The 12,402-nt window shown below is 61.1% G+C and carries 12 protein-coding genes; 5 read left to right on the top strand and 7 right to left on the bottom strand.

Annotation, left to right across the window (positions count from 1 at the left end):
• Positions 1-31 precede the first annotated feature (31 nt).
• From JWU58_RS02160 to JWU58_RS02150, 3 genes are all read right to left on the bottom strand, one after another.
• Positions 32-955 carry an SdiA-regulated domain-containing protein gene (locus JWU58_RS02160; RefSeq protein ID WP_206421420.1) on the bottom strand — a complete coding sequence of 308 codons (924 nt, stop codon included), beginning with the start codon at positions 953-955 and terminating at the stop codon, positions 32-34.
• 314 nt (positions 956-1,269) lie between these two features.
• Positions 1,270-1,935 carry a fumarylacetoacetate hydrolase family protein gene (locus tag JWU58_RS02155; protein ID WP_024014705.1) on the bottom strand — a complete coding sequence of 222 codons (666 nt, stop codon included), beginning with the start codon at positions 1,933-1,935 and terminating at the stop codon, positions 1,270-1,272.
• 41 nt (positions 1,936-1,976) lie between these two features.
• Positions 1,977-3,371: an FAD-binding oxidoreductase gene (locus JWU58_RS02150; RefSeq protein ID WP_206422156.1), complete on the bottom strand. Its 1,395-nt coding sequence runs from the start codon at positions 3,369-3,371 to the stop codon at positions 1,977-1,979.
• A 205-nt stretch (positions 3,372-3,576) separates the two neighbouring features.
• Here JWU58_RS02150 and serA point away from each other — a divergent pair, with 205 nt between their 5' ends.
• The gene (serA, locus tag JWU58_RS02145) at positions 3,577-4,806 is read left to right on the top strand and encodes a phosphoglycerate dehydrogenase (protein ID WP_024014707.1); all 1,230 of its coding nucleotides are present in this window, start codon (positions 3,577-3,579) and stop codon (positions 4,804-4,806) included.
• Positions 4,807-4,932: 126 nt separating this feature from the next.
• On the opposite strand, the gene JWU58_RS02140 is transcribed toward serA, so the two are convergent.
• On the bottom strand, positions 4,933-5,358 hold the full coding sequence (locus tag JWU58_RS02140; protein WP_024014708.1) for a DUF4399 domain-containing protein: 426 nt from the start codon (positions 5,356-5,358) through the stop codon (positions 4,933-4,935).
• Between the two features lie 135 nt (positions 5,359-5,493).
• On the opposite strand from JWU58_RS02140, the gene JWU58_RS02135 reads away from it, so the two are divergent.
• Complete coding sequence (locus JWU58_RS02135) at positions 5,494-6,060, top strand: transporter substrate-binding domain-containing protein (RefSeq protein WP_122748329.1); 567 nt, start codon at positions 5,494-5,496, stop codon at positions 6,058-6,060.
• Positions 6,061-6,162: 102 nt separating this feature from the next.
• Here JWU58_RS02135 and JWU58_RS02130 read toward each other — a convergent pair whose 3' ends face one another.
• Positions 6,163-6,648 (bottom strand): 2-thiouracil desulfurase family protein, encoded by a 486-nt coding sequence (locus JWU58_RS02130; RefSeq protein WP_041476864.1) that lies wholly within the window; start codon positions 6,646-6,648, stop codon positions 6,163-6,165.
• A gap of 2 nt (positions 6,649-6,650) precedes the next feature.
• Positions 6,651-7,283 carry a 2OG-Fe(II) oxygenase gene (locus JWU58_RS02125; RefSeq protein ID WP_056786246.1) on the bottom strand — a complete coding sequence of 211 codons (633 nt, stop codon included), beginning with the start codon at positions 7,281-7,283 and terminating at the stop codon, positions 6,651-6,653.
• Positions 7,284-7,391: 108 nt separating this feature from the next.
• On the opposite strand from JWU58_RS02125, the gene JWU58_RS02120 reads away from it, so the two are divergent.
• The gene (locus JWU58_RS02120; RefSeq protein WP_123441772.1) at positions 7,392-8,123 is read left to right on the top strand and encodes a DUF2059 domain-containing protein; all 732 of its coding nucleotides are present in this window, start codon (positions 7,392-7,394) and stop codon (positions 8,121-8,123) included.
• A gap of 104 nt (positions 8,124-8,227) precedes the next feature.
• Here JWU58_RS02120 and bipL read toward each other — a convergent pair whose 3' ends face one another.
• Positions 8,228-9,175: a phospholipase BipL gene (gene bipL, locus JWU58_RS02115; RefSeq protein ID WP_206421419.1), complete on the bottom strand. Its 948-nt coding sequence runs from the start codon at positions 9,173-9,175 to the stop codon at positions 8,228-8,230.
• A 99-nt stretch (positions 9,176-9,274) separates the two neighbouring features.
• On the opposite strand from bipL, the gene JWU58_RS02110 reads away from it, so the two are divergent.
• Together JWU58_RS02110 and JWU58_RS02105 are read left to right on the top strand one after the other, a co-directional pair.
• Positions 9,275-9,853, top strand: a complete 579-nt coding sequence (locus JWU58_RS02110) for a DUF6436 domain-containing protein (RefSeq protein WP_206421418.1) — start codon at positions 9,275-9,277, stop codon at positions 9,851-9,853.
• 102 nt (positions 9,854-9,955) lie between these two features.
• A complete protein-coding gene (locus tag JWU58_RS02105) occupies positions 9,956-12,367 on the top strand; it encodes a penicillin acylase family protein (protein WP_206421417.1) in 2,412 nt (803 codons plus the stop codon).
• The last annotated feature ends 35 nt before the right edge of the window (positions 12,368-12,402 follow it).

Here is a 12,402-nt window from a genome sequence, read left to right as displayed (position 1 = left end):
CCGCACAATTCCGCGATTGTCGTAGGGAAAATTACCGGGGTTTTTCGAAGCGGTAGAACAGGTTCGGTTCGCTGACCATGTACAACGTGCCGTCCTCGTCCATGGTCATGCCTTCGGCGCGGGGAATGGTGTCTTTCAGACCGTTGAAATTCCCAAGCAACGTCATGAAACTGACTTGCTCGCCCTTCTCGTCCAGTTCCAGCAAAAGGTGCGAATCGGCGGACAACACCAGCAGATGGCCAGTGCGTGGGTCGACCGCCAGCGCCGACAGGTTGCGAATATCGAGCTCGTCACTGGCCAGCTTCTGCTTGTCGCCGATCAGGGTCTGGCTGCCGTCGCTTTTCCAGGTGAACAGCGCCGGCGGGCGCTCTTCACCCAGCACAAGTTGACGGTTACGCGGATCCCAGGTGATGGCTTCGAAAGCTTTGTTCTGATCTTTCGACGGCCCGAGGTCGTATTTCGGGAAGCCGGCAATGTTCAGCTCACGGGTACCGGCTTCGACCTTGACGATCGACAGCGTGTGTTGACGTTCATCAACAATCGCCAGCAGACCGTTTTCCATGACCGTCAGGCCTTCCGGGTTGCTCCAGCCCACCAGCGGCATCTTGCGCAGCACGTCGCCTTGCAACGTCAGCTCAGCCAGGAACGGATTTTTGCCCATGACCGCGAACAGGGTCTTGGTCTGCGGGTTATAGGCCAGATCCGAAGCTTCGTCCTTTTCCATGCCCGGCAGCGGCTTGGCATCGATCACCACCTGATAGTCCGGCAGCCAGACACTCTCCTTCTGCTCTGCCTTGCTCTCGAAGCGCTCCAGCACCCACAGCACGCCGCGATCATCCCAATGCATGGCGAACGCCAGCCCATAGGCTGCGGCGATGACCAGCAACAGCCAGACATACCAGCGCAGGACGAAGCGCGAACGGGAGGGGGATTTCTGCTGAGTTGGAGATGCCATCAAGGGATGCGTTCCGTTAATTCAGGCCAAGGGTAATAGCACAAAGAGGCCGGCTGAGACGCCAGAATCGCGGGAATTATCCAGAGAGGATGTGAAAAAAACGGCAAATGGCGGGATTGCCGTGTGCATTTGCCAGCAGCAACACATTACAGATATGGAATGACCCTTGTGGCGAGGGGATTTATCCCCGTTGGACTGCGCAGCAGGCCCCTCTTTAAGATCAAGAGGGGCCCGCTTCGCGCGCCAACGGGGCGGTGCGACGTTTCGCTAAACCCCCTCACCACAAAGCTCACCCCCTACAAGGGGTTCTGCGGTTAGCGCACGCTGCTGCTGAAGCTGCTCGCCCCCGGCAGTTCGAGGACGATTTCATCGCCGACGTTCAGCGGGCCGACGCCCACTGGTGTGCCGGTGAGGATCACGTCGCCGGCCTGCAGCGAGAAGCAGCCGGCCATGTGCTGGATCATCGGCACGATCGGGTTGAGCATCGCGCTGCTGTTGCCGTCCTGGCGCACTTCGCCGTTGATGGTCAGGCGGATGCCGATGTCGGTCAGGTCAGCGAAGGTGCTGCCGACCACGAACGGGGCGATCACCGCCGCGCCGTCGAACGACTTGGCGATTTCCCACGGCAGGCCCTTGGCTTTCAGTTCAGCCTGCTTGTCGCGCAGGGTCAGGTCCAGCGCCGGGGCGAAGCCGGAGATCGCATCGAGGACTTCTTCACGGCTTGGTTTGGTCGACAGCGGCTTGCCGATCAACACGGCGATTTCCGCTTCGTAGTGCACCGAACCACGCTCGGTCGGAATGCTGAACCCGCCTTCCAGCGGCACCACGCAACTGCCCGGCTTGATGAACAGCAGCGGCTCGGTCGGCACCGGATTGTCCAGTTCCTTGGCGTGCTCGGCGTAATTGCGGCCAATGCACACGACTTTCCCGATCGGGAAGTGAATGCGCGTGCCGTCGACGTACTGGTGCTGATAGCTCATTTACCGACTCCTGCCTTTATTGATTCAACAGAGATTACCGATCAAACCGGGAAAATCTTGCCCGGGTTCATGATGCCGTTCGGGTCGAACACTGCCTTGACCGCTTTCATGTACTCGATCTCGGCCGGCGAGCGGCTGTAGGTCAGGTAATCACGCTTGGTCATACCGACGCCGTGCTCGGCCGAGATCGAGCCGTTGTACTTCTCGACGGTTTCGAACACCCACTTGTTGACGGTGGCGCACTTGGCGAAGAACTCGTCCTTGCTCAGATTTTCCGGCTTGAGGATGTTCAGGTGCAGATTGCCGTCGCCAATGTGGCCGAACCAGACGATTTCGAAATCCGGGTAGTGCTCGCCAACGATCGCGTCGATTTCGCGCAGGAACGCCGGCACTTTCGAGACGGTAACCGAGATGTCGTTCTTGTACGGCGTCCAGTGGGAAATGGTTTCGGAGATGTACTCGCGCAGCTTCCACAGATTGTGCAGCTGGGTTTCGCTCTGGCTCATCACGCCGTCGAGCACCCAGCCCTGTTCTACGCAGTGCTCGAAGGTTTCCAGGGCGCTGTTGGCCACTTCTTCAGTGGTCGCCTCGAATTCGAGCAGGGCGTAGAACGGGCAGTCGGTGTCGAACGGCGCGGGCACATCGCCACGGCCCATGACTTTGGCGAGGGCCTTGTCGGAGAAGAATTCGAACGCAGTCAGGTCGAGCTTGCCCTGGAAGGCATGCAGCACCGGCATGATCGAATCGAAATCGGCGGTGCCGAGGACCATGGCGGTGAGGTTTTTCGGTGCGCGATCCAGACGCATGGTCGCTTCGACGACGAAACCGAGCGTACCTTCGGCGCCGATGAACAGCTGACGCAGGTCGTAACCGGTGGCGTTCTTGATCAGGTCCTTGTTCAGCTCCAGCACGTCGCCCTTGCCGGTGACGACTTTCATGCCGGCCACCCAGTTGCGGGTCATGCCGTAGCGAATCACTTTGATCCCGCCGGCATTGGTGCCGATATTGCCGCCAATCTGGCTGGAACCCGCCGAGGCGAAGTCGACCGGATAGTACAGGCCGTTTTCCTCGGCGACGTTCTGCAGATGCTCAGTGACCACACCCGGCTGGCAGACGGCGGTGCGGTCGGTGAGGTTGACGTCGAGAATCTGGTTCATGTAATCGAACGAAACCACCACTTCGCCATTGGCCGCCACTGCTGCGGCGGACAACCCGGTGCGCCCGCCGGACGGCACCAGTGCGACCTTGTGGGTGTTGGCCCAACGTACCACGGCCTGCACTTGCTCGATGGTCTTGGGAAACACGATGGCGCTCGGCGCCGGCGCGAAATGCTTGGTCCAATCCTTGCCGTAAGTGTTCAGGGAGTCGGCGTCGGTGAGGACTTTGCCAGGCTCAACCAGGGTCTTCAGTTCATCAATCAGCGCAGGATTGGTCATCGACAGAACTCTCGAACAATTCATGGTCATCCTGAGAACGCTTCACGTCGCAGGAATGAGTGTTTAGCGGGGTGGCTATGCTAGCATACCGACCCCGCAGGACAGTGCCCAAGGCCAGATCCGCGGTGACGGCTTTGTTGCCGTGCGGGTCAGCTCCAGGCTGCTCCCTCCCTGCCATTTTTCTCCGGGATACAGGTTTACGCAGATGAGCAAGACTTCTCTCGATAAGAGCAAGATCAAGTTCCTTCTTCTCGAAGGCGTCCACCAATCGGCTGTCGACGTCCTCAAGGCGGCGGGCTACACCAGCATCGAATACCTGACTGGTTCCTTGCCGGAAGCCCAGCTCAAGGAAAAGATTGCTGACGCTCACTTCATCGGCATTCGCTCGCGCACGCAACTGACCGAAGAGATCTTCGATCACGCGAAGAAACTGGTCGCGGTCGGCTGTTTCTGCATCGGCACCAACCAGGTTGACCTCAGTGCGGCCCGCGAGCGCGGTATTGCCGTGTTCAACGCGCCGTACTCCAACACCCGTTCCGTAGCGGAACTGGTACTGGCCGAAGCGATCCTGCTGCTGCGCGGCATCCCTGAGAAGAATGCATCCTGCCACCGTGGCGGCTGGATCAAGTCCGCCGCCAACTCGTTCGAGATCCGTGGCAAGAAGCTGGGCATCGTCGGCTACGGCTCGATCGGCACGCAGCTTTCGGTGCTGGCTGAAGGCCTGGGCATGCAAGTGTTCTTCTATGACACCGTGACCAAGCTGCCACTGGGCAACGCTACGCAGGTCAACAACCTGCACGAGCTGCTGGGCATGTCCGACATCGTCACCCTGCACGTCCCGGAAACCGCCGCCACTCAGTGGATGATCGGCGAGAAGGAAATCCGCGCCATCAAGAAGGGCGGCATCCTGATCAACGCCGCGCGCGGGACCGTGGTCGAGCTCGACGCCCTGGCGGACGCGATCAAGGACAAGCACCTGATCGGCGCGGCCATCGACGTGTTCCCGGTGGAACCACGCTCCAACGACGAAGAGTTCGAAAGCCCGCTGCGCGGCCTCGACAACGTGATCCTGACCCCGCACATCGGTGGCTCGACCGCCGAAGCGCAAGCCAACATCGGTCTGGAAGTGGCAGAGAAACTGGTCAAGTACAGCGACAACGGTACTTCGGTGTCGTCGGTCAACTTCCCGGAAGTGGCCCTGCCGGCTCACCCTGGCAAGCACCGCCTGCTGCACATCCACGAGAACATCCCGGGTGTGATGAGCGAGATCAACAAGGTTTTCGCCGAAAACGGCATCAACATCTCCGGTCAGTTCCTGCAGACCAACGAGAAAGTCGGTTACGTGGTGATCGACGTCGACGCCGAATACTCGGAGCTGGCGCAAGAGAAGCTGCAACACGTCAACGGCACTATCCGTAGCCGTGTTCTCTTCTGAAGAAGCAGCAGCGGCAAGCTTCAAGCTACTAGCGGCAAGTGAACAGCGCTTTTGCTTTACCTTGCCGCTTGCAGCTAGCCACTTGAAGCTGAATTAAAAAAGGGAGCCCCGAAAGGCTCCCTTTTTTTATTTCACGTTGACCGTGATTTTTTCCGAAACGATCGATGGGTCGAACGGCATGTGGCCGCTGTCGCCGAGGATCAGTTGCAAGGTGTGTTTGCCCGGGGCCAGTTTGATCGTGGCTTCGGTCTGCGCCTTGCCGAAATGCATGTGGTGCGCGTCAGTCGGGATCGGCGCGCCTTCGGCCGGCAGGTCGTCGACGTCGATCAGCAGGTGATGGTGGCCGGTGTTCTTGGTGGTGTCACCCGCCGGGGCCAGCGCGATGTTCTTGACGCCGAACTTGACCTTGAATTCCTGCGAGACGGTGGCGCCGTCCTCGGGAGAAACGATGAACACTTCAGCATCCTTCGGCGCCGGTGTCGCCGCACTGGCCAGCACCGAAACACCCATCAGCACACCGGCCAACGCTGCACGTGACAAAAAGCTTTTCATTTTCTTCTCCAGTTTTTCCGTAAAATCCGCACGGTCATGACAACTTCATGACCATTCGTTGTCGAAGGCACTCGACAACCATAGCAAAGCGAGCCTGAATCAGAGCATCGCGATAATGATTTCAAAGGAGTGACCATGCGCCTGCTGCCTGGCCTGATCTGCCTGCTACCCCTTCTGAGCCCGCTGGCTCACGCCGAACTGATTGATGACGTCAACGACCGTGGCGAGCTGCGCATAGCCCTTGAGGCTAATACACCGCCCTTCAATTACAAGGAGGGCGACACCCTCACGGGGTTCGAGGTCGAACTTGGGCAACTTCTGGCCCAAGAGCTGGATGTACGCGCCGACTTCATCGTCACCGACGAGGGCGACCTGCTCCAGGGCGTTGAAAGCGGCAAGTACGACGTCGCGCTCAACCACATAGCACTGACACCCGAACTCAAGGATCGTTTCGACTTCAGCGAGCCGTACGGCGAGGTTGATGGGCAGTTGTTGGCGAAGAAGGACGAGACGCCGCGGCCGATGGTGCTGGTGCAGGCGTTGACCGAAGCGAAGCCGAAAGCGGCAGCGCCGGTGGAATTGGCGATACCGTTTCAGAAGGGTAATCCGGCGTTTCAGGCCAGCCTCAAGAGCGCGCTGGAACGGATCAAGGCGGATGGGCGGTTGGCGGCGTTGTCGAAGAAGTGGTTCACCGAACCGTAGGAGCTGCCGCAGGCTGCGATCTTTTGATGTTGATTCAAAAAATCAAAAGATCGCAGCCTCGTTTCACTCGTCAGCTCCTACAGTTGAATTGGTGCTGGCGCTTTAGTCGAGTCGGGCCAGGGCCTGCGCGGCTTGCGGCAGCTCAAGCTCACTGAAAACCCGAACCCCATGACGCTTGAGCAACGCCGCCGTCACCCCCTCGCCACTGACTTTGACCCCACTGAACGTGCCGTCATACGTCAGCAGATTCCCGCAAGAAGGACTGTTGGCCTTGAGCACGGCCACCCGAATGCCGTGCTTTTGCACCAGTTCCAGCGCTTGCCGTGCACCCTCGAGAAACTGCGCGCTGACATCCTCGCCATCGGTAGTGATCACAGCAGCAGTGCCATCCAGCACCTCACCGCCCTGCCCGCCGGGAATCTCCGCCGCCGCCCTCGGCGTCGGCAATCCACCGGCCACCTCCGGACACAACGGCACTACCCGCCCTTCTTCGATCCACTGCTCAAGCAGATCAAACGGCCCGCTCGCGCCACCGTCATAGCGCACGCGATGGCCCAGCAGGCAGCGACTGACCAGGATCTTTTCCATGTTCAGAACGGCTCGTTGCCACGGCGACGGAACCAGCCAGTCAGCGACAGGCGCTCGCGATGGGCCGGCAACACTTCGTGGGGCACTTCGCCGGAGAGAAACACCACCAGGCAGCCGCCGGTCGGCTGCACGTCGTGCACACGTTCCTCGCCCAGGTACATGCGCAATTGGCCACCGTCCTCCGGCAGCCAGGCGTCATTGAGATAGATCACCGCCGACACCATGCGCCGGTCATCATCGCGAAAGCGGTCGAGGTGCTTGAGGTAGAACGCGCCGGGCGGGTACAGGGCGAAATGGCATTCGAAATCTTCAAGCCCCAGAAACAAGCCACGATTGAGCGCCTCGCGCAGACTGTCCATCAGGCTCAGGTAACGGTCAGTGGCGTCGGCCTGACCCGGGTCGATCCACTGGATGTGATCGCCGCGAATACCCTCGCGAATCTCCGAAAACGGCCCGCGTCCGACCGCCGCCGGCGCCAGCTCACCCTCGGCTTCACGTTTACGGCACTCGGCCGCCAGCGCCCGGGTCAGATCGGCGGGCAGGAAGATGTTCTGCTGCGACCAGCCGTGTTCGGCCAGGTCGTCGACAATGCGTAACAGCAGCGGGTGTTCAGAGGATATCGGCATGGCGCGCATAGTATGCCGACGGCGATAAATCCGACAGAGCCACGCAGCGCCTTGCTACGAATTCTCGACAAGTACCGGCACCGCACGGACAATAGTCCGCTGCTGACAGGAGTCCCTATGCGCCGTTTGCTTTTTTCACTGTTGATGTTCTGCGTATTGCCCGCCTGGGCGGACGGCTTTGATCAGTTGTACAAGGTCGCCGGCTGGCCAGAACAACGCGCGCATTTCAACGATGCCCTGAGCGCCGCCCAGCAGCGCTATCAGAACAGCCTGCCGCCTGCGGTGTTTCAGGCGCTGGTCAACAACAGCAATCAACGCTTTGCCGCGCAGGCCATGGATCAGCGTGCCGAAGCGCAACTGCGGCAGAAACTCGCCGACCCGAAACCGGCGCTGACCTTCTTCCAGTCACCGCTGGGCAAGAAAATCGTCGCCGCCGAATTGCTCGCAACCCGTCGCGATCAACTGGCAAAAAATGCTCAGGGCCTGCCGAAGATGCAGGCAAGCGACAGTCGCTTGCTGATCATCGGCCATCTCGCCCAGGCCCTGCCAGCCCGTGAGGCGGGCGCCGAGGTCAGCCTGGCGATTGCCGGCGTAGCGGCGGACAGCTTGAGTTCGATGATCCCGGGACTGCTCGGCGGTGGACAGGCGCAGGGCATGTTGAACGGTCAGCGCCAGCGGCTGATGGATCAGATTGGCGCCGATCTGAACAACACGTTGCTTTACGTGTATCGCGACTTGTCGGATGAAGAGCTCGAAGAATTTGCGACGTTTGCCGAGTCGACCGAGGGCAAGGCTTACTACCAGGCGGCACTGGCGGCGATTCGGGCGGGGTTGGCGGTCGGCCAGTGATGTTCGTTACCTGAAAGATCGCATTCGCGAGCAGGCTCGCTCCCACAGTTGTAACGCATTCCCCTGTGGGAGCGAGCCTGCTCGCGAAGAGGCCCTCCCAGGCACTAGAGATTCCGCCCCCTGATCCGCTTGCTCAAGAATTCGAAATATTCCTCACGCATCTCCGCCGTTTCATTGGCCAGGTGATGCCGTGCCTCGGCCAACAGCAGAATCTGCGGCCGGTCGAACTTCCATTTCAACACCTGCAGATTGTGCTGCCAGTCGACAGTCATGTCCGCCTGCCCCTGAATGATCAGCGGCCGTCGCGGACTTTTTTTCGCGTGCTCGACGCGGATGATCCAGCGCGACAGCGCGCCCACCCATTTGGTCGGCAGGCGCCTTGGCTGTAACGGATCGGCCTGCAGAAACGGCAGAAAATCCGGATCGTTGGAGTTCTCGCTGAAGCGTCGCGCGACCCCCCGTACAAACGGCCGCAGCAGGTAATAACTCAACTGCGACCAGCCCCACGCCCTCGGTCGCACCAGCGGCGCCAGCAGAATCACCTGCCCCTGCGCCGGGCTGTTCTCGCCATGGTTGAGCAGATGATCGACGACAATCGCGCCACCGGTGCTTTGCCCGCACAAATGCCAAGGCTGCGGCAGCGCGATCGAGTTCGCTTCAGCAAACAGCGCCTGCAACATATCCTGGTATTCAGCGAAATCACGAATGCTCGCCCGTGGCCCGCTCGACAGACCATGGCCCGGCAAGTCGCAGGCGATCACGGCAAAATCCTGATCCAGCGCCCACTCGATCACATGCCGGTACAGACCGATGTGATCGTAGTAACCGTGCAGCAGAAACAACGTCGCCTTGACCTTCTCCGGCCACCAGCAATGGCTGACCAGCTCGTAGCCATCGACCTCGAAACGACCCATGCCGCGCCAGACATCGCGCTCGGCAAAGTCGGTCTTGTAGAAGCGCTGATAAGCCTTCGCCTCATCCGATAACGGCTGCCACTCGGCCAATGGCTTGAGGCTCGCGCGTAAATGATCGGGGTCGAAAGTATCAGGCATGCGGGTATTCCAGAGCGGTAAACGGACTTTATCGGCCTGCGATATTCATCTGTAGAGGCAGACATGGCAAGCTAGCCGGCCTTTCGAGGATCGAAAACCATGCGTTCGCCCTACCGCACCGCACTGTTCGCCAGCCTGCTCGCGCTGATCTGCGCCGGGGTGCTGTGGACGGCATATGACTGGTTTCAGGGCCGCTATCTGCGCGCGTTCAGCGAACATACGGCGGTATTTTCCGGCGACCCGCTGCGCCTGCCGGACAACCTCGCCGGGCCGGGCAATATTCGTCTTGTGCACTTCTGGGACCCCGCCTGTCCGTGCAATGTCGGCAATCAACAGCACCTGAGCGAGATGGTCGAACAGTTCGGCCCTCGCGGCGTGGAGTTCTTCGCCGTGCAAAAGCCCGGCAGCCACGGCCAGTTGCCCGTCACCCTCGCCAGCCTGAAAACCATCATCGTCCTGCCCGGCGCCGAACAGATCCCCGCCAGCCCCGCCGTGGCAATCTGGGATCGTAGCGGCAAACTCGCCTATTTCGGCCCGTACAGCGAAGGCCTGACCTGCAACTCCAGCAACAGCTTTATCGAACCGATCCTGCATGCCCTGACGGAAGATCGCCCGGTCAATGCCACGCATACGCTGGCGGTGGGTTGTTATTGCCCGTGGCCGGCGGACGCGAAGTAAGGCATTCCGGACTTTTCAAGGACAGCGCTGCACCGCACAGATGCTCTGTGCTAAATGTTTGCAGCCCGACGGGCGGCCTTTTCGCCTGCACAAGGAGTCACCATGAAGCGTGCGTTGATCCTCGTTGCCTTGCTCATCGTTGTCCTGCTCGGCGCCGCCGGCGGGTATATCTACAGCAAGCAGCCGACGCGCCAGGGCCAGGTCGAGTTGCGCAACCTGCAAGGCTCAGTGACCGTGCGCTATGACGAGCGCGGTGTGCCGCATATCCGCGCCGAGAACGAAACCGACCTCTATCGCGCCCTCGGTTATGTGCACGCGCAGGATCGTCTGTTCCAGATGGAAGCCATGCGCCGCCTCGCCCGGGGCGAGCTGGCCGAAGTGCTCGGGCCGAAACTGCTCGACACCGACAAACTGTTTCGCAGCCTGCGCATCCGCGAGCGTGCGGCCAGTTACGTCGCCAGCCTCGACAAGCAGTCACCGGCGTGGAAGGGCCTGCAAGCCTATCTGGACGGCATCAACCAATATCAGGACAGCCACGCCGCGCCGATCGAATTCGACGTGCTGGGCATCCCCAAGCGGCCGTTCACTGCCGAAGACAGCATCAGCGTCGCCGGTTACATGGCCTATAGCTTTGCCGCCGCATTTCGCACCGAGCCGCTGCTGACCTACGTGCGCGATCAGCTCGGCGCCGATTACCTCAATGTCTTCGATCTGGACTGGCAGGCCAAAGGCGTTCTGGCCACCGATCACACCCGCCACGCACCGGCCCTCGCCGCCGGCGACTGGCAGGACCTCACCGCCCTCGCCCGCCTCAGCGAACAGGCGCTGCTCGACAACGGCCTGCCGCAGTTTGAGGGCAGCAACGCCTGGGTGATTGCCGGCAGCCGCAGCCGGAGTGGCAAGCCGTTGCTGGCCGGCGATCCGCATATCCGCTTCTCGGTGCCGTCGGTGTGGTACGAGGCGCAGTTGTCGGCGCCGGGTTTCGAGTTGTACGGCCATCATCAGGCACTGGTGCCGTTCGCGTTTCTGGGGCACAACCTCGATTTCGGCTGGAGCCTGACCATGTTCCAGAACGACGATCTCGACCTGATCGCCGAAAAGGTCAACCCGGCCAACCCCAATCAGGTCTGGTATCGCGGCCAGTGGACCGAGATGCTCGTCAGCGAACAACAGATCAATGTAAAGGGTCAGGCGCCGGTGACTCTCACCTTGCGCCAGTCCCCGCATGGGCCAATCGTCAACGATGCTCTTGGCAGCGCCGCCGGAAAAACACCAATCGCGATGTGGTGGGCCTTCCTCGAAACACCCAACCCGATCCTCGACGGCTTCTACCAGCTCAACCGCGCCGACACCTTGGCCAAGGCCCGCGCGGCAGCGGCCAAGGTGCAGGCGCCGGGTCTGAATCTGGTGTACGCCAACGCCAAAGGCGATATCGCCTGGTGGGCCTCGGCCCTGCTGCCCAAACGTCCGGCCGGGGTGAAACCGGGCTTCATCCTCGACGGCAGCACGCCCGAGGCGGACAAGGACGGCTACTACCCGTTCAGCGCCAACCCGCAGGAAGAGAATCCGGCGCGCGGCTATATCGTCTCGGCCAACTTCCAGCCCGTGTCGCCGACCGGCATGGAGATTCCCGGTTACTACAACCTTGCCGATCGCGGTCAGCAGCTTGACCGTCAGCTCAGCGACAACCGGGTGAAGTGGAGCAACGAGGCCAACCAGAAACTGCAACTGGGCACGGCGACCGGTTACGGCCCGCGTCTGTTGGCGCCGCTGTTGCCGGTGTTGCGTGAGGTGGTCAGTGATCCGGCGCAGCTGAAACTGGTCGAGCAACTGGCGCAGTGGCCGGGCGACTATCCGCTGAATTCGATCAGCGCGACGGTGTTCAACCAGTTCCTCTACGACCTTGCCGATGCGGCGATGCGCGATGAGTTGGGCAATGACTTCTTCGAGACACTGCTGTCGACGCGGGTAATCGATTCGGCGTTGCCACGCTTGGCGGCCAAGGCGGATTCACCGTGGTGGGACAATCGCAGCACGCCGGCCAAAGAAACCCGCGCCGATGTCGTGCGCACGGCGTGGGCGGCAAGCATGGCGCATCTGAAACTGACCCTCGGCGATAACGTGGCCGGTTGGCAGTGGGGCGCGGCGCACACCCTGACCCACGGCCATCCGCTGGGGCAGCAGAAGCCGCTGGATCGCCTGTTCAACGTCGGCCCGTTCGCAGCGCCGGGCAGCCACGAAGTGCCGAACAACCTCTCGGCGAAGATCGGCCCGGCGCCATGGCCGGTGACCTATGGACCGTCGACGCGACGTCTGGTGGATTTCGCCGATCCGGTGCATGGCCTGACGATCAACCCGGTCGGCCAGAGTGGCGTGCCTTTGGACACTCACTATGACGACCAGGCCGAGGCGTATGTGGAGGGGATTTATGTGCAGGCGCATTTCAGCGAGGAAGAGGTGCTGGCGAATACGCGCAGTACGTTGAAGCTGCTGCCTGCGCGGGTTGCGCCATAAATCCCGGCTGGATTGACAGGCCCCTTCGCGAGCAG

This window comes from Pseudomonas atacamensis (assembly GCF_017167965.1).
Taxonomy (GTDB): domain Bacteria; phylum Pseudomonadota; class Gammaproteobacteria; order Pseudomonadales; family Pseudomonadaceae; genus Aquipseudomonas; species Aquipseudomonas atacamensis.
The sequence above is the reverse complement of the archived record's forward strand: the minus strand, read 5'-3'. Positions and strand labels throughout refer to the sequence as shown.